The organism is Actinocrinis sp., assembly GCF_035653575.1.
Lineage (GTDB): Bacteria > Actinomycetota > Actinomycetes > Streptomycetales > Catenulisporaceae > Actinocrinis.
On sequence record NZ_DASRBQ010000075.1, the window covers coordinates 1 to 18,048 of the forward strand.

14 protein-coding genes are annotated in these 18,048 nt (G+C 69.7%); 11 read left to right on the plus strand and 3 right to left on the minus strand.

From position 1 onward, the window contains the following. Positions 1–196: 196 nt before the first annotated feature. Positions 197–436: a three-helix bundle dimerization domain-containing protein gene (locus VFA06_RS10705; protein WP_324840324.1), complete on the minus strand. Its 240-nt coding sequence runs from the start codon at positions 434–436 to the stop codon at positions 197–199. A 473-nt stretch (positions 437–909) separates the two neighbouring features. On the opposite strand from VFA06_RS10705, the gene VFA06_RS10710 reads away from it, so the two are divergent. The 10 genes from VFA06_RS10710 (at position 910) to VFA06_RS10755 (ending at position 13,652) form a co-directional block, all read left to right on the plus strand. Then, complete coding sequence (locus tag VFA06_RS10710; RefSeq protein ID WP_324840325.1) at positions 910–1,257, plus strand: hypothetical protein; 348 nt, start codon at positions 910–912, stop codon at positions 1,255–1,257. Next, positions 1,254–2,279 carry a phosphate ABC transporter permease subunit PstC gene (gene pstC, locus VFA06_RS10715; RefSeq protein WP_324840326.1) on the plus strand — a complete coding sequence of 342 codons (1,026 nt, stop codon included), beginning with the start codon at positions 1,254–1,256 and terminating at the stop codon, positions 2,277–2,279. Before VFA06_RS10710 ends, pstC begins: the two co-directional genes overlap by 4 nt. Before the next feature lies 1 nt (position 2,280). Next, the gene (pstA, locus tag VFA06_RS10720) at positions 2,281–3,555 is read left to right on the plus strand and encodes a phosphate ABC transporter permease PstA (protein WP_324840327.1); all 1,275 of its coding nucleotides are present in this window, start codon (positions 2,281–2,283) and stop codon (positions 3,553–3,555) included. Then, entirely contained in the window at positions 3,552–5,243 is a 1,692-nt protein-coding gene (locus VFA06_RS10725; protein WP_324840328.1) for a phosphate ABC transporter substrate-binding protein PstS, read from the plus strand. Before pstA ends, VFA06_RS10725 begins: the two co-directional genes overlap by 4 nt. Further along, the gene (locus tag VFA06_RS10730; protein WP_324840329.1) at positions 5,240–7,711 is read left to right on the plus strand and encodes a hypothetical protein; all 2,472 of its coding nucleotides are present in this window, start codon (positions 5,240–5,242) and stop codon (positions 7,709–7,711) included. Before VFA06_RS10725 ends, VFA06_RS10730 begins: the two co-directional genes overlap by 4 nt. Positions 7,712–7,820: 109 nt before the next feature. Beyond that, entirely contained in the window at positions 7,821–8,816 is a 996-nt protein-coding gene (locus VFA06_RS10735; RefSeq protein WP_324840330.1) for a substrate-binding domain-containing protein, read from the plus strand. Between the two features lie 35 nt (positions 8,817–8,851). Next, positions 8,852–10,414 carry an Ig-like domain-containing protein gene (locus VFA06_RS10740; RefSeq protein WP_324840331.1) on the plus strand — a complete coding sequence of 521 codons (1,563 nt, stop codon included), beginning with the start codon at positions 8,852–8,854 and terminating at the stop codon, positions 10,412–10,414. Positions 10,415–10,608: 194 nt separating this feature from the next. Beyond that, a complete protein-coding gene (locus VFA06_RS10745) occupies positions 10,609–11,748 on the plus strand; it encodes a hypothetical protein (RefSeq protein ID WP_324840332.1) in 1,140 nt (379 codons plus the stop codon). Between the two features lie 3 nt (positions 11,749–11,751). Continuing rightward, positions 11,752–12,693 carry a class E sortase gene (locus tag VFA06_RS10750; RefSeq protein WP_324840333.1) on the plus strand — a complete coding sequence of 314 codons (942 nt, stop codon included), beginning with the start codon at positions 11,752–11,754 and terminating at the stop codon, positions 12,691–12,693. Between the two features lie 158 nt (positions 12,694–12,851). Further along, on the plus strand, positions 12,852–13,652 hold the full coding sequence (locus tag VFA06_RS10755) for a phosphate ABC transporter ATP-binding protein (RefSeq protein ID WP_324840347.1): 801 nt from the start codon (positions 12,852–12,854) through the stop codon (positions 13,650–13,652). A gap of 58 nt (positions 13,653–13,710) precedes the next feature. On the opposite strand, the gene VFA06_RS10760 is transcribed toward VFA06_RS10755, so the two are convergent. Further along, on the minus strand, positions 13,711–15,084 hold the full coding sequence (locus tag VFA06_RS10760; protein WP_324840334.1) for a PHB depolymerase family esterase: 1,374 nt from the start codon (positions 15,082–15,084) through the stop codon (positions 13,711–13,713). A 527-nt stretch (positions 15,085–15,611) separates the two neighbouring features. Here VFA06_RS10760 and VFA06_RS10765 point away from each other — a divergent pair. Continuing rightward, positions 15,612–16,730, plus strand: a complete 1,119-nt coding sequence (locus VFA06_RS10765; protein ID WP_324840335.1) for a cellulose binding domain-containing protein — start codon at positions 15,612–15,614, stop codon at positions 16,728–16,730. A 52-nt stretch (positions 16,731–16,782) separates the two neighbouring features. Here VFA06_RS10765 and VFA06_RS10770 read toward each other — a convergent pair whose 3' ends face one another. Beyond that, on the minus strand, positions 16,783–17,838 hold the full coding sequence (locus VFA06_RS10770; RefSeq protein WP_324840336.1) for a LacI family DNA-binding transcriptional regulator: 1,056 nt from the start codon (positions 17,836–17,838) through the stop codon (positions 16,783–16,785). Positions 17,839–18,048: the final 210 nt, after the last annotated feature.

The following is an 18,048-nucleotide window of genomic DNA, read 5'->3' on the forward strand; positions in this document are numbered from 1 at the left end:
GGTCATCTCCCGCGCCATCACCGGGCAGCCGGTGGCCTGACCGCTGCCGCGCCGGCGGTCAGCGGCCGGTCAGTGACATTGCGGTCAGTGACATTGCCGCCAGTGACATGGCGGCCGGGGTCATTGAAGCTGGGTTATCGGACCGGGGTCATCGGCCCCGGGGTTATCGGACCGGAGCCATCGGCCCCGGAGCCATCTACGCGGGGGCCGTCGCCGCGCCCGGCGCGTGTGCCGGCAGCGCGGCCAATTCCTGCCGCGCCGCGTTTTCTACGAGCAGTGGAATGAAATCGCGGATCCGGCTCTCGTCGAATTCCTGGTGAATGCGATGCACGATGCCGCCGATTTGCGCTTCGGAGGCCCGCGCGGCGTACGTGTCCAGCAGCCGGGCGATCACCTGCTCGATGGCGTGCTGTTCGTGGTCCGATCCGTCAGCCATGGTCCCCTCCCGCGGATCGCGCTCCAATCAGCCGAATTCCAGCGTGCATGTCGACCGGCATTTGCACAAGGGTTCCTCATCGTTTGGTTTCCCGACACCGCGCCGCCATATCGCCTGCCGGGCCGGCGGCCACCGCGCCTGAATCAGAATTCTGAGTACGAGTATTACCCTGGTCAATCGTTCGGTCCGCCCAGATATTCCAGTCGGCCACTGTGCTGCCCGCTCCGGAATATCGCGTTTACCTTTCCGGTGTCCGGCGTTCACGGCGCCGTGTGAGCCAAGTCGCCGCCCACCGAGACTGTTCGACTCGGTGGGGGCGCGCGGCTGAGGACGTGAACATCCGTGCAGTCCTTTGGGTGATCGAGGCTCACCGCGCAGGTGCTTGCCGGGCTGGCGCCGTGGGGAGGGGAGGGCGAGTCGTGGCTGGACCGCGCTTTCTATTCATTTGTTCGCCTGCGCGGGAGTCCGTGCGCGTGGCGGACGGTGCGGGTACGCGTGCGGACCTTGTCACATGGCGATTGCTCGGCGCGAACAACCGGGAACTGGGTCGCAGCCCGATCTGGTACCCCGGCTGGGATTCATGCCTCGAAGCCGTGCACGTGCTGCGGCGTGACATCGGCGCGGTCGCCTCGGCGATCACGGCGGTCGCGGCGCCTGGCGGAGTGTGGAGCTGGCAGCTGACGGTCGGCGGCAAGCCGGTCGCAGTGGCGAGCCGGCCGTACCACCGGCACCGCGAGTGCACCTACAACCTGAGCCACTTCGTCGCCGCCGTGCCAGCCGCCCGGATCATGACCGAACCCTGTGTGCTGGAGCGGCGATGACAGCGCCGGCCTACTCCCCGCAACCGCGGATCGCGCCGGGGGAGACGGACGTCCCGCGGCCGCTCACGGCCCGGCGCGGCACGCAGGACCGGGCCTTTCGCGGGCTGGCCCGCGGCAGCGGCGGCCTCGTGTTGGGGATGATGGCGCTGGTCGGCGGGTTCCTGGTGCTGCGCGGCTGGCAGGCGCTGCGCGTCGACGGCATCAGGTTCCTGACGGTGCAGCAGTGGGAGCCGGACTCGCACGACTTCGGCATCGCCGGGGTGCTGACCGGCTCGGTGCTGATCGGCCTGACCGCGATCTTCTTCGCGCTGCCGCTCGCGCTGGGCACCGCGCTGTACATCTCCGAGTACGCGCCCGCCTTCCTCAAGCGCACGCTGGTCTCGCTGGTCGACCTGATGGCCGCGATCCCGAGCGTGGTCTACGGGCTGTGGGGCTTCCTCTTCCTCCAGCAGCACGTGATCGGCGTGGCCAGGTTCATCTCCACCTACCTCGGCTGGATCCCGATCTTCAAGGTGGACGGCGCCGATCCGCACAACCCGCTGATCAATCTGAACGTCTACAGCGGTTCCACCTTCATCGCGGGCCTGACGGTCGCGCTCATGGTCACCCCGATCGCCTGCTCGGTGATGCGCGAGGCGTTCTCTCAGGCGCCGCTCGGCGAGCGGGAGGGCGCGTACGCGCTCGGCGCGACCCGGTGGGGGATGATCCGCACCGTCGTGCTGCCGTTCGGGCGCGGCGGGATCATCGGCGGCACGATGCTCGGGCTGGGCCGGGCGCTCGGCGAGACCATCGCCGTCTACATCGTCATCTCGCTCGGCTTCACCATCCAGCCGCACATCCTGCAGGCCGGAACAGGGTCGGTGTCCGCGCTGATCGCCAACCACTACGGCGCCGCGACGGCCTTCGACATGGCCGGGCTGATGGCCGCGGGGCTCGCGCTGTTCCTGCTGACGCTGATCGTCAACTTCGCCGCGTCCGCCATCGTCGCGCGTAGCCGTTCCGGCGCCGTGAGCGAGGCCTGAGATGGATCTGTACACCGAGACCACACCGCCGCAGCCGCAACCGGAGCCGCAGTCGCAGCCGGGACCTGCGACGCCGCCCGCCGGGACCACGGTCGTGGCGGAACCCGGCGAGCCGGACCGCCCGGAGCGCCGCCGCCGGACCGGCGGGTTCCGCCGCGACGACCTGCTGGCGCTGCTCGGCGCCCTGGCCGGCGCGCTCAGCTTCACGCTGCTGCTGTTCACGCAACTGGCCCCGTTCGACGGGCTGATCGGCTTCTTCGTGGTCGGATACGCGGCGTTCCTGGTCTTCTACACCTTCCTCGTCGCACTCGAGGAGAGCTGGCCCGCGGTGCGCGACCGGCTCGCCTCCGCGGTCGTGCACAGCATCGCGTTGCTGCTGCTCCTGGCGCTCGGCGACGTGATCGTGTACGTGTTCTCCCAAGGACCGCAGGCGCTGCGCCACCTGAACTTCTGGACCCAGGACCTGCGCGCCGCCGGACCGCTGCAACCGCTGACCATCGGCGGCGTGCGGCACGCGATGATCGGCACCTTCGAGCAGATCACCATCGCACTGGCGATCACCGTGCCGCTCGGCCTGCTGTGCGCGGTCTTCCTGAACGAGCTGCCAGGCCGCTTCGCCCGCTTCGTGCGCACCATCGCGGACGCGGCGACCGCGCTGCCGTCCGTCGTCGCAGGGCTCTTCGTCTACGCCGCGCTGATCATCGGCGTGCAGATCGGCCCGGTGCATCTGCAGATCCAGAAGGGCGGCCTGGCCGCCGGCCTCGCTATCAGCGTCATGATGTTGCCCATCATCATCCGGGCCGCCGACGTGGTGCTGCGCCTGGTGCCGGGCTCGTTGAAAGAAGCCTCATACGCGCTCGGCGCCGGGCAGTGGCGCACCGTCTGGACGGTGACCCTGCCGACGGCGCGCTCCGGCCTGGCCACCGCGGTGATCCTCGGCAGCGCGCGCGGGCTCGGCGAGACCTCGCCGGTGCTGCTGACCGCGGGCTACAACACCTACACCAACGGCAATCCGGTGCAGGGGCCGCAGACCTCGCTCCCACTGGCCGTCTTCAAGCTGGTCACCTCGGGCGAGCCGCTGCAGATCCAGCGCGCGTACGGCGCCGCGGCGGTGCTGATCCTGGTCGTGCTCGTGCTCTTCATCACCGCGCGGATCATCGGTGGACACGGACCCGGCCACCTGACCGGTCGCCAACGGCGCGCCCGCGCCAGTGCTTCCATCCGCGACCTTGACCGCATCCTCGCCCGTACCGCACAGAACGGGAGCCTTCCGTGAGCCGCGCCAGCCGCGTCAGTCGCAGGAGTCTGATCGGCGTTCCGATCATCCACAGGATCACCGCTCTCGCGTTCGCGTTGTCCGCCGTTCTCGCGAGCCTCGCGGGCACCGCTGGACCGGCGCGGGCGGCCGGATACGTGCCGGTGTCCGGCGCGGGCTCGACCTGGAGCGAGAACGCCATCATCGACTGGTCCAGCAACGTGCAGCAGTACGGCATGCAGATCAACTACGCGGGCACCGGTTCCTCCGACGGCCGCAACCAGTTCAAGAACCACACGGTCGACTTCGCGGTCTCCGAGATCCCCTACGGCGTGACCGACAACGGCGTGACCGAGCCGCCACCCTCCCGCCCCTACGCCTACATGCCGATCGTGGCCGGCGGTACCTCGTTCATGTACCACCTGGATGTCGGCGGGCAGCGGATCACGAACCTGCGCCTGTCCGGAAAGACGATCGCGGACATCTTCACCGGCAACGTGACCATGTGGAACGACCCTGAGATCCGAGCGGACAACCCGCAGATCTCGTTGCCGCCGCGTCAGATCGTGCCGGTCGTGCGCGGCGACGGCTCCGGTACGACAGCGCAGCTGACCACGTGGATGGCCAGGCAGTATCCGTCGATCTGGAACGCCTACTGCGCGAAGGCCGGTCGCAACAGCAACCCGTGCGGCACCACGTCGTTCTATCCGGTGGCCTCAGGCAGTGACTTCATCGTCAAGTCATTGTCGACCGGAGTGGCCGGATACGTGGCGCAGCCCACGAGTGAAGGCGCGATCACGTACGTCGAGTACTCCTACGCACGCAACGCGAACTTCCCCGTCGCGAAGATGCTCAACTCCTCCGGGTACTACACCTCGCCCACTGCGTCGGACGTCGCCGTGGCGCTGCTCAAAGCGCAGATCAATCCGGACCTGACGCAGAACCTGGGCAACGTCTACACGGACTCTGACCCGCGCACGTATCCGCTCTCCAGCTACAGCTACATGATCCTGCCGACCTCGACCGAGGCCCCGTTCACGACGGACAAGGGCCGAACGCTCGGCGCGTTCGCGTACTACTTCCTGTGCCAAGGGCAGCAGGACGCTGACAGGCTCGGCTACTCGCCGCTTCCGATCAACCTGGTGCAAGCGGGATTCAACCAGGTGCGCCGCATTCCGGGCGTCAACGTGCAGAGCATCAACGTCGCGAACTGCAACAACCCGACCTTCTCCACCAACGGCACCAACACGCTGGCCACGAACGCGCCGATGCCGCAGCCCTGCGACAAGCAGGGGCCGATCCAGTGCGGCTCGGGAGACGGCTCCGGCGGTGGCTCAGGCGGCACCGGCGGATCGGGTTCGGGCACCGGGGGGACCGGCGGCTCGGGCGGCACCGGCGGATCGGCCACGGGCGGCGCAGGGACCGGAACCGGCACGGGTACTGGCACCGGCGCGGCCGGGGGAACCGGATCGGGTGCGGGAGCCACGGGGATCAACCCCGACACCGGCCTGCCCTATGGCGGCGGTTCCGGTACCGGGAACGGGACCACCGGCAACGGCGCCGCGGTAGCGCAAAGCGTCCTGGTCGGCGACGGCATCGACAGCGGATTCGAGCACGCACTCATGGGCCTGGCCGCCGCGCTGCTGCTGGCCGCCACGATCGGCCCGCCGCTGCTGAGCCGCTACCTGAATCGGCGGAAACAGTCGTGACTGGCCGCAGGCTGAATCGGGTCGCGCGGCTGCGACTGTTCGCGGGCCTGTTCGCGGTGGCCGTATCCGTCCTCGGATTCGCCGCCCCCGCGCTCGGTGTGGCTTCAACGTCCGGCCATGTCAGTGCCCGCGACTCCGGCTCGGCGGTCACCGTCTCCGGCACCGGTCGTTTCGCCAAACTCAAGGTGACGGTCAGTCAGACCAAGAACCTCATCGACCAGGTCGTCAACGTGACCTGGAGTGGTGGGACGCCCACCTTCCAGGGCGGCCAGGTGTTCGGCGTCAACTACCTGCAGATGATGGAGTGCTGGGGCGACGATCCGGCCGGCCCGGACCGCACCCAGTGCGAGTACGGCGCGTACGCGGGCGATTCGCGCGGCGGCGCCTACGTCGCCTCCCGGCAGGTCACCTACGGTTCCTCCCTGCTCGATCCACTCGAACCGATCAAGCTGCCGGCGGGCCAGCAGGGCAGCCTCAACGTGCCCTTCGATTCGGTCACCGGCACCACGGTCACCGACGGCCCGAATCCCTTCTACGACCAGAGCTCAAGCAACGAGATCCCGTTCGCGCTGACCACCTCGGACGGCACCGGGCAGAGCTACTTCGAGACCCAGACGGTCACCCAGGCCCCCGGTCTCGGCTGCGGCGCGCCGGAGCGGAACAAGGCCGGGCAGAACGTGCCGCGCGGGTGCTGGCTGGTCATCGTGCCCCGGGACAACCAGGAGGTGGACGGCACCACCCGGCGCGGGGTGACCACGCAGACCGGGCTGCTCTCCTCGCCGCTGAGCATGAGCAACTGGAACCAGCGCATCGTGGTCCCGCTCAGCTACCAGCCGGTCGGCAGTTCCTGCTCGATCGGCGCCGCCGAGCGGGCCACCTCGGGCGACGAGCAGATCACCGAGGCGATGACGCAATGGCAGCCCGCGCTGTGCCAGCACACCACCGCCGTATACGGCTACTCCCAGCTGACCGACGACCTGATACGCCAGCAGCTGACGGCATCGGACCCGGGACTGGCGTTCCTCTCCCGGCCGCTGCCCGCCGGAAGTACGTCCCCTGACAAGAAGCCGCTGTACGCGCCGGTCGCCCTTTCCGGGCTCGCCATCGCGTTCAACGTGGAGAGTCAGTCCTCGTTCAGTGCGCCCAGCAGCGTGCAACAGCGCAACGGCACCCGGATCACCAGCCTCAACCTCAGCCCCCGACTCGTCGCCAAACTGCTGACCCAGTCTTACCGGGACGGCGTAGTGCCCGGCGCGACCGACGTGAACGGCAACCCGGCGGACCTGACCACCGACCCCGACTTCCTCGCGCTCAACCCCGATTTCAAGGCGTTGACCTTCAGCTCGGGCATCGCGAGCATGCTGGTGCCGCTCTCCCCGTCCGACGCCACCGACGAGCTGTGGGCGTGGGTCAACGCCGACACGGGCGCACGCGCGTTCCTCGATGGGAAACCGGACCCCTGGGGAATGAAGGTCAACCCCAACTACGCGAACCTCCAGCTGCCCCGCGACGACTACCCCAAGGACGACCCGGCCTGCCAGGACTTCCCGGCGCCGCAGACCCCGCTGTGCACCCTCGACTGGTTCCCCTACGCCAGCACCATGCACGCGGGCGCCCGGGCGGCCGGCCGCGGCGATCTGCTGCTGCGCACCACCTGGAACTTCGGCGGCAATCCGGCCACCTGGGGTCCGACCCCGGCGCAACCTGAGGGCCAGCGCGCGGTGCTTGCCCTGGCCGACGTCGCCACCGCGACCCGCGACGGCCTGCCCATGGCAAGCCTCTGCGATGACACGGGGAACGACTGCGTGGCGCCGAACAACAGCAGCCTGCTGGCCGGCGCGGCGTCGATGGCGCCAAGCGGCGTGGACGGCGTGGTCGTGCCCGTCCCCAGCGGCCTGAAGCAGGGTGCTTATCCGATCACCACCCTCACCTACGCGGCCACGGTGCCGAGCGAGCTGTCGGTCGCCGAGGCGAAGGACTACGCCGCGCTGCTGCGCTACGCCGCCGGCCCGGGCCAGGCGACCGGCAACGAGCCGGGACAGCTGCCGCTGGGCTACGTCCCGCTGCCGCAGGCAATGCAGCAGCAGACCCTGGCAGCGGCCGACAGCATCCTCGCGGTGGCCGAACACTCGCCCTCGGCCTCGCCGAGCCCGGTCGCCGGCGGCGAGACCGTGACGGTGAGCGTCGGCGGCTCGGGCGGCGGCTCCGGATCGGGCACCGGCAGCGGCCTCGGCCCGACCGCGCAGCTGTCCGCCTCGCCCGCCCCCTCGGCCCGCATCTTCACCGCGTCACCACTCCCGACCGCCACGGGCTCCGGAACCAGGGCCCTGACCGCGGCCCGCCCGCTCGGCGGCGTCCGCTACGTGCTGCTGTTCGCGCTGCTGTTCGGCGGGATCGCCGCGGCCGCTGGCCCCGGCCTGACCGTGCTGTCCCGCTCCAACCGCCTATCCACCTTGTTGCGCAGGTGATCGGCCGCGACGGCGCCCGGCCGCATCCGTGGCGCCGTCGCGGCGAACCAACCCCCATGCCCACGCCGGGCGCCCGCCCGGCGTGCCCTCCACGAAGGGAAACCACACAGTGAAGAGTTGGAAGCGGGCACTCGCCGCGGCGGCGGGCCTCGCGCTCGTCGGCGGCGTGGCCGCGGCCGGCCCGGCGCAGGCGGACCCGAGCGGCCCGCCGCAGTTCCGCCAGCTGGCCGGCGTCGGCTCCGACACCACCCAGGGCGTGATGAACGGCCTGGCCAACGTCATCACCGACAGCAGTGGCAACAAGCTGATCGGTTCCTATGACGCGACCGGCTCGGCCACCATCGCGACCAAGTCGACCACCGCGTGTTCCGCGATCGCCCGGCCCAACGGCTCGGGCGCCGGCCGCACCGCGCTGCTCAACTCGCTGCAGGCGAACGACGGCTGCCTTCAGTTCTCGCGCTCCTCCAGCCTGAACCTGGCGGCCGCGACCCCCGGTCTGACCTATATCCCGTTCGCGACCGACGCGGTGAGCTTCGCGGTGACCGCGAACAGCAACATCCCCAAGACGCTGACGCTCACCCAGGTCCAGGCGATCTACCACTGCGACCCGAACTTCGTGGGCACCGGCCCGAACTACGCGATCACGGTGATCCTCCCCCAGGCCGGCTCGGGCACCCGCTCGTTCTGGGAGAGCACCATGAACATCCTGGACTCCGACGTGGTCGCCGGTAAGTACCCGTGCATCATCGACCACAAGAACGGCCAGCCGATCGAAGAGCACGACGGCCGGGTCCTCGACGACAACTCGATCGCGCCGTTCTCCATCTCGCAGTACATCGCGCAGAGCGAGAACACCATCCCCGACCTGCGCGGCAAGGCGGTCCTCGGGGTCATCGACGGCTTCACGCCGCAGGTGATCAACCAGAACTTCGAGGTCTCCCGCAGCGTGTACAACGTGGTCCCGACCTCGCAGATCGGCAACGCGCCGTACAGCACCGTGTTCGTCGGCCCGAACTCCGCGATCTGCCAGCAGACCGCGGTCATCAACCAGTACGGCTTCTCCACCAACCCGAACTGCGGCAGCACGTCGCAGCACACCCCGTGACGCCTCTTCGCCCCCTTCGTAAGGAGAGCAGCACTGTGTTCGAGCACAGACTACTGCGCTCGGCCGCGGCCGGACTGGCGACCCTCGTCGTCGCCGGCACGGTCAGCGTGCTGGCCGCCGGGTCCGCGAACGCCGCGACCGTAGGCAGCCTGACCACCTCCGTGGCCAACGGCCTGGACACCACGCCGTTCAGCGTCAGCACCTCGGCGGCCTGCCCCGGCGGCACCAACCTGTCCGTCTCGCTGACCGGCGCCGGCTTCCCGGCCGCCGGCGTGAACGCGGTGGCCAACACCTCCCAGTCGATCTACCAGACCAACTCCAGCGGCGGCCTGGTCGTGCCGCTGACCGAGACCATGCGCCAGTACGCCAACGACAACGGCGTCACCACGCTGTCCGGCCGCTACGACTTCGACCTGATGTGCCGCGGCGCGTTCGGCACCACCGACTTCGGCGACTTCACCGGGTCGATCTGGTTCACCGACAACACGCACTGGCAGAACACCGACCCGAACGCCGCCACCCCGACCACCACGACGGTCGCGGCGAACCCGGCCAGCCCGGTGACCGCGGGCACCTCCGTCACCTTCACCGCCACGGTCTCCCCGGCCAACGCCGCGGGCTCCGTCCAGTTCGCCGACGGCGGCGCCGCGCTCGGCGCGGCGGTCGCGGTCTCGAACGGCACGGCCACCTTCACCACCGGCTCCCTGGCGGCCGGCGCGCACTCGATCACCGCGGCCTTCACCCCGAGCGGCAACGGTTTCTCGGCCTCGACCTCCTCCGCGCTGGCCTACACGGTCAACCCGGCGGCGGCCACGCCGACCACCACCGCGCTCGCGGTCAGCCCGGCGAACACCGCCGCGCAGTTCTCGACCGTGTCCCTGACCGCGACGGTCTCCCCGGCCGCGGCCGCGGGCGCCGTGCAGTTCAGCGACAACGGAACGGCTCTCGGCTCGCCGGTCGCGGTCTCCGGCGGCAGCGCCACATTCAGCAGCAGCTCGCTGGCCGTGGGGGCGCACTCGTTCACCGCGACGTTCGTCCCGACGAACTCGACCGCTTACGTCGGCTCCACGTCGGCCGCGGTCCCGTACTCGATCACCGCGTTCTCCGGCTCCTCCGCCACCGAGACGATCACCACCACCGTGGTGCCCGGCTCGCTGGTGATCAGCGTGCCGGACAACCAGGTGACGCTACCCTCGCCGACCCTGGACAGCGCGGGCGACCTGTTCACCACCAGCGGCACGCTCAAGCCGGTGACGGTGACCGACAGCCGCGCGGGCAACCCGGGCTGGACGGTCAGCGGCCAGATCAACGACTTCTCGGACGGCCAGAGCCACGCCATCAACGGCGAGAACCTGGGCTGGACCCCGACGGTCGTGGACAACTCGACCGCGCAGACCGTCACGCTGGGCGCCGCGGTGCCCGCGGCCAACGGCGTGGCCTCCGGCGACAACGGCACCGCGGGCCTCAAGCAGTCGCGCACCCTGGCGACCGGCACCGGCCTCGGCACCACGCACCTGTCGGCGTCCCTGACGCTCAACGTGCCGACCACGACCGTGGCCGGTACCTACACCGCCACCCTCACCCTGACGGCGATCTGAGCAGCAGCACGCTGAGATCGATCGCGCAGGACAGACGGCGATCCCGCGGTGTGAGCCTGACGCTGACCCCGTGACCGCGCGGATCGCAAGGGGGCAGCCGGGCAGCGCAATTGCCCGGCTACCCCCGCCCCCATTGTCCCGCACCAACGCCAGACCCCTCAGCCAGGACCGTTTCAGCCCGACCGGAGGACGCTGTGATCCCCACGAGGAACAGGACCAGGACGACGCGGCCGCGCCTCTCCCGCCGCTTCGGCAGGCTCGCCGCGTTCCTGGCCGCCACTGCTTTACTCTCGCTCACGCCCGTGCTGTCCGCGTCCGCGGACACCGGCCCGAACTCCGCGAGCGCCGGCTCGACCAGCGCCACCTTCGGCATCCAGCCGGCGACCGGCGACAAGCCGGACAGCCGCGCCCGGCTCACCTACTCGGCGACGCCCGGGGCGCAGATCACCGACCACGTAGCGATCCAGAACTTCGGCACCGCGGCGCTGCAGCTCCACGTCTACGCCGCCGACGCGTTCAACACCTCCGACGGAGGCTTCGACATCCAGGCCGCCGCAGTCACGCCGACCGACACAGGCGCCTGGGTACGACTCGGCGGCAACTTCATCACCGTGCCGCCGCGCTCGCAGATCATCGTGCCCGTCAAGATCCTCGTTCCGGTCAACGCGTCGCCGGGCGACCACGCGGGCGGCATCGTCGCTGGCTTGACCCGGATCACCACAGACGCGAAGGGAAACCGGGTCAACGTCGAGGAGCGTGTCGGCACCCGTATTTACATCCGCGTCCCCGGGAAGCTGACCGCCTCGCTCGCGCTCACAAGCGTCAGCACCACGTATCACAACTCGTGGAACCCGTTCGGCGCGGGAAGCGCGACGGTCACCTACACGGTGCGTAACACCGGCAACGTCCGGCTTGCCGGCGCGCAGAACGTGCGAGTCAGCGGATTCATCGGCGGTGCGCGCCAGGCCGTAAAGATCGGCGATATCAAGGAACTGCTTCCTGGTCAGCAGATCACGCTGAGCACGAGCGTCTCGGGCGTGTTGCCCTCATTCGTGACCACCGGCCGGGTGACCATCGACCCCTCCGCGCTGCCCGGTGACCTCGACCCCAAGGCCTCCAGCGTCTCGGCGACCGGGTCCGCGGCGAGCATCCCGTGGCCGCAGTTCGTGTTGATTCTGCTGCTCGGCGGCCTCGGCTTCGAGTACCGGCGCCGACGCCGCACTCCGATCGCGCCGCCCAAGAACGCGCCCGCGAAGAGCACGGCGACGAAGAGCGCGGCAATGAAGAACTCTGTGTCCAAGAGCGCGGCCACCCGCATCAAGGCAGGAGGCTGATCCGTGTCGCTCACCCTTGAGTCCGCCGAAGCGGCCGCGCCGGAGCCCGAACCCGGCGCGCCCGCCGCCGAGCAACCGCCCGAAGCCGAACCTGACACGCAGAGCCACGCGAGCGTGTGGATGCTCGGCGCGGCTCTGACCGTCCTCGGCGCGCTGCTGCTCGGTTTCGTCGCGGACGTCTGGGTGATCGGCTCGCTGCGGCACAGCCGCGACCAGCAGGTGCAGTACGCGGCGTTCCGCTACGCACTGGCCAACGCCAGCGCGCCGGTCGGGCCGCTCGACGTGAACGGACACGTGGTGGGCATCGGCACGCCGGTGGCGCTGCTGGACATCCCCGAACTCGGCCTGCGCCAGGTGGTCGCCGAGGGCACCTCCTCCGCGACACTCATGTCAGGACCTGGACATCTGCCCGGCACGGTACTGCCCGGCCAGGCCGGCATCAGCGTCATCATGGCCCGGCGGCTGCTGTTCGGCGGCCCCTTCCACTACCTGGATCAGCTGCGGCCGAAGGACACCTTCACCGTGACGACCGGCCAAGGCGTCAGCACCTACCGCGTGCTCGACGTCAGGCACGCGGACGACCCGCTTCCGCCGACGCCGGCCGCGAATCAGGGCCGGTTGACGTTGATGACCGCCGACGGGAACGCCTTCGTGCCGTCCGACATCCTGCGGGTCGACGCCGAACTCATCTCCAAGGTGCAGCCCACGCCGGCGCGCTTGTTCGACGCCAACCCGCCGAACGAGGACGCGCTGGCCGGCGAGCCGGCTGCCTGGATGCCGCTGGTGCTCTGGGCGCAGGCCCTCGTGCTCGCCGCGATCGGACTCACCTGGGCGCGGCTGCGCTGGGGCGTGCGCCAGGCCTGGCTGGTCGGCCTGCCGACGCTGGCCGCACTCGGTCTCGCCGTCGCCGACCAGATCGCCCGCCTTCTGCCCAACCTCCTGTGATCGGAGCCCCGCCCGTGTCCGAGCCGACCGCCATGCTGCCGCCCTTCGCCGAGCCTGACCCGGGACGCGGACCGGGACCGGGACGCGAACCTGGCTCAGAGCCGGGACGCGAACCGGCGCCGGAGGGCGAGTTCGATCCCGGATTGGCGACCGTCGCCATGCCGAACGCCCCGATCACCGCGGATCCGGCCGACCTGCACGCGCGCGCTGTATCCGCCTGGTTCGGCGAGCGCAAGGTGCTCGACCGCGTCTCGCTCGCGATGCCGGCCGGACAGGTCACCGCACTCATCGGGCCGTCCGGCTGCGGGAAGTCCACGTTCCTGCGCATCCTCAACCGGATGCACGAACTCGTACCCTCGGCCTCACTCGCCGGCGAGGTCCTGCTCGACGGTGTCGACGTGTACGCGCCACAGCGCCGTTTCACCGAAGTGCGTGCGCACGTCGGGATGGTGTTCCAGAAGCCGAATCCGTTCCCCGCCATGTCGATCTACGACAACGTCACCGCCGGGCTCAAGCTCACCGGCCGGCGGCTCAGTCGCGCGCAGAAGGACGATCTCGTGGAGTCCTGCCTGATCAAGGCAGGGCTGTGGAACGAGGTGGCGGACCGGCTGCGCCAGCCGGGCGGCGCGTTGTCGGGTGGCCAGCAGCAGCGGCTGTGCATCGCCCGGTCGCTGGCGGTCAGCCCACGCGTGCTGCTGATGGACGAACCCTGCTCCGCCCTGGATCCGACCTCGACCCGGCGGATCGAGGAGACGATCAGGGAGCTGATGCACGAGGTGACCATCGTGATCGTCACCCACAACATGCAGCAGGCTGCGCGGATCTCGGATCGCTGCGCCTTCTTCCTCGCCGAGCAGGGCACGCCCGGCCGGATCGTCGAACACGGCACCACCGAGGCGATGTTCGGCGCGCCGACGGATCCCCGCACCGCCGACTACATCCACGGCAGATTCGGGTAGACGGCGGCGCGCCACGGGATCTCCGCATCGCGGACCTGCGACCGCGGGCGGGTCAGCTTCAGCTACTGCTGCACGGGCTGCCGTTGAGGGCGAAACCGGTAGGCACAGCTGTATTGCCTGTGTGGTTGGCCTGGTAGCCGAAGCTGGTGCTGCCGCCAGCTGGGATGGACGCGTTGTAGCTGACGTTCGTCGCGGTGACCGCTCCGCTGGAGGGGTTGATCGTCGCGTTCCAGGCATTGGTCACGGTCTGGCCGCCGGCCAGCGTGAAGGTCAGCCGCCAGCCGTTGATCGCGCTGCTGCCGGTGTTGGTGATGGTGACGTTGTTCGTCAGCCCGGTGTTCCACGCGCTGACCTGGTTGGTGACCTTGCACGCGCCCGCAGTGCCGGTGCTCGACGCCGACGCCGACGCGGAAGGCGACGCCGATGCCGAGGGCGACGGGGAGGCGCTGGCGGACGGCGAGGAGGAGGCGCTGGGCGATGGGCTGCCGGTGCTGCCGCTGCCGTCGAGGCCGAAGAAGTGGATGGCGACCGCGGCCATGCCGGTCTGTGGCAAGGCGTGTCCGACCCCTGCGATGCTGTAGGCGTCGACGGCCGGGTTGTTGGCGTCGCCGTAGGTGGTGTGCGTCCAGTTTCCGTTGATGACGCTGCTGGATGTCGGCGTCTGGCTCACGCCGAGCACGTTGGTCCACTGCTTGATCTCTTCGCCGAAGTTGTTGTAGCTGAGCGTGGTGTCGGTGGTGCCGTGCCACAGCTGCATGCGCGGGCGCGGGCCGGAGTAACCCGGATAGGCGCCGCGGACGTAGTCGCCCCAGGCCTGCGGGGTGTTGCTGACCTGACCCTGGGCGCAAGCGGAGTTCCAGCCGCGCACGGTGCCGGTGTAGAAGCAGTGGAAGGGCACGCCCATGAACGCGGCCCCGGCCTTGAACACGTCCGGGTAGTCGCCGAGCATGACGTTGGTCATCATGCCGCCGGAGGAGTTGCCGGTGACGTAGATGCGGCTGGTGTCGACGTTGTTGTGCGCCTCGGCGTACTGGACCATTGCGATGATACCCGCGGGGTCGCTGTTGCCGTTGTGGGTCAGCGCTCCGTCGGAGGCGACGTCCCAGCAGTCATTGCTCGGGTTGTTGACCTGCGGGTAGATCTCCATGAACCCATAACGGTCGGCCAGCGAGGCGAACTCGGTGCCGCTGAACTCCGACTGCGCGGAACCGCCGCAGTAGTGCAGGACGACCAGCAGCGGCGGATGAGCGCTCACATTGGCCGGAATGTACTCGTACATCGACAGGCCGGTCGGGTTGTTCCCGAAGTTGCTGATCTGCACCAGCGAGGCCGCCGACGCGCTCGGCGCGAGCACGACCAGGGCGGATAAGGCGGTCGCCGTGACCGTCGCGAGTGTGGCGGCTAGCGCCGCGCGAGTCTTGCGCGTTCTCATCGCAGTCCTCTCCCTCCGTGCCGTCGCTGTGGCCTGATGCGCCGTGCGAGGGCTCGACTTGCGCCTGACGGATGACGGATGACGGATGACGGGTGACGGAGCGGTGCCCCGACTCGCCGCGCGACGGTAGTTGCGGAAACCTGTGCGGTCAACGAAATCCGGCGCTGTGCGGCAAAACCGGTTAAGGCCTTCGAAACTTGCATTCGGAGACCTCCGCGCCGCGCTGCTGCGCAAGTCGCCTCGAGAGCGTCGGCGCTCGTCCGCCGACCACCGGACGCCTAGATCTTCGCCGCCGTCGGGGAGGCTCTGTTGGCAGAAACTTTCGCAGAGTGCGCACAAGATTCGGGCTGTTTGACCACAGCGGCCGAAATGTTCGACGACACGAGCGGGCCACGTCAGAGGGCGAAGGCGGCCCGTACCGACCCGATGTATGTGCGCGAGGGACGCCGCAAGGGCCGCAAGCGATCCTTGCCCGCCGGCCTGGCCCACTTCACACTGCGCCTGTCGCCACGCGGGAAGGATCGGGCATGGGCATACGCAGACAATGGCTGGCCGCCGCGCTGGCACCGGCACTGGCGGTCGGGGCGCTCGCGGCCGGAGCGGCGATCAAGGCAAACGTCGCAGTCGCGGCTTCCAACGGCGTGAAGGTCATGCCGCTGGGCGACTCCATCACCGACGGCCTGACGGTGCCCGGCGGGTACCGCATCGGCCTGTGCCAGCGGCTGGTCGCCGGCGGTTACAACGTCAACTTCGTCGGATCGCTCTCCAACGGCCCGGCCCTCGCGTGCTCCCAGAACCACGAAGGCCACTCCGGCTGGCGCATCGACCAGATCGACGCGAACATCGTGGGCTGGCTCAACACCTACCAGCCGCACACGGTGCTGTTGCACATCGGCACCAACGACATCAGCCAGAACTACGACCTGCCCAACGCGCCGAACCGGCTGTCCGCGCTGATCGACCACATCACCAACACCCTGCCGAGCGCTGAGGTGTTCGTCGCGCAGATCATCCCGCTCAGCTATGACGCCGCCCAACTGCAGGCGTTCAACGCGGCGATCCCCGGCATCGTGCAAAGCAAGGTGGCGGCGGGCAAGCACGTGCACCTGGTAGACATGTACGACGCGCTGACGACTGCGGACCTGCAAGACGGTGTCCACCCCAACGCCGCGGGCTACGACAAGATGGCAGCAGTCTGGTACCGCGCCCTGCTCTCAGTGCCCGGCAGCATCGGCAATCCGGGCCAGCCGAGCGGAAGCCCGACGCCGACGCAGTCACCGTCCACGTCACCCTCGGCGTCGCCCTCCGCTTCGGCAACTGGCGGTTCTGGCGCGTGCCGCGTCTCGGACACGGTGAGCGCTTGGAACACCGGGATGACTGAGAACATCACCGTCACCAACACCGGCAGCACGGCGATCAACGGCTGGCGACTGGCGTTCACCCTGGCGGGCGGCCAAACCGTCACCAACGCGTGGAACGCCACGATCAGCCCGACTAGCGGCGCGGTCACGGCCACGAACGTCAGCTACAACGCCGCGATCCCGCCCGGCGGCAACACCAGCTTCGGGTTCCAGGCCAACCACACCGGCAACTCCGCACCGCCCACCGGCTTCGCCCTCAACGGCGTGGCCTGCAGCACCTCCTAAGCCATAGCGACAGCGATCGGGAGAACGGAGCGGCGTCGTCCGCTCACGGCCTTCAGGCGGGGCCGTGAGTGGACGGCGCTTCACGTATCGACGGCGGTGCCGTCGAGCCGCGCTTGATGAGCGTGGGTGTGAGGGAGAGCCGCTTGGTCGGGTGCGGGCCCGAGCGGGTGAGCTGGTCGAGCAGCAGCCGGCCGGCCTCCGCGCCGAGGTCGTAGTGCGGCACGCGCACGGTGGTCAGCGGCGGGTCGAACTTGTCCGCGAACGGCATGTCGTTGAAGCCGGTGACGGAAACCTGATCGGGGCAGCGCAGGCCGCGCTCCCGCAGCACGTCGCAGGCACCGAGGGCGAGCAGGTCGTTGGCCGCGACGATCGCGGTGAGGTCCGGGGCCTGGTCCAGGAGCCGCCGCGTCCCGGACACCCCGGCGGCCTCGCTGTACGCATCGCAGACCACGATGTGCTCCGCGGGCACGTCCTGGTCATGCGATCGCAGCGCCTCGTTGAACGAGCGGGCCCGGATCGAGCCGGTGTACACGTCCTGAGGGCCCGCCAGGTGGCCGATGCGGCGGTGCCCGAGTTCGATCAGATGCTCCGTCGCCAGCGTGATGCCGAGCCAGTCGTCGGCGGTCACCGCGCAGAAGTCGGTGCGGTCGGTGCCGCGGTAGACCAGCACCACCTTGAGCCCGCGGCGCGCCGCCTCGTCCAGCAGCGGGTGAGTCCGGCGGGCCGTCGCGACGATGAAGCCGTCCACCCGCCTAGTGACTAAGGACTCGAACAGAGCGCGCTCGCGCTGTTCGTCGTTGTCCGTGTTGGCCAGCAGCGCGGTGTAACCCTCCTGCGCGAGTACGTCCTCGATGCCGCGCACGATCGGCGGGAACAGCGGGTTCATCAGGTCCGGAATGATCACGCCGACCGTGCCCGTGCGGCTGGTGCGCAGACCGCGGGCGATCGCGTTCGGGACGTAGCCGAGCTCCCGGGCGGCAGCCAGTACCCGCTCGGCGGTGGCGTGGTTCACCAGGTGGCGGCTCGCCGGGTTCAGCGCGCGGGACGCGGTTGCCTGGTGGACGCCGGCGCGCCGTGCGACGTCGGACAGGGTGGACGTTCGGGACACGCGCCGAGTGTAACTCCGGGTGATCCGACAATCGATTGCAGGCCGAGGCCGCGCGAGTCGCGAGCACGGGGGCGCGAAGGCGCAGGCGGGGGCGCCGAGTGGAGATCCGCGCCGGGTAAGCATTGACACCGCGGCTGCCTGGGCGGATATTGCACCGCAATCGACGGCTTCGACCAGCTCACCCCGCGTCCGTCAGTCCGCACCTCCTTC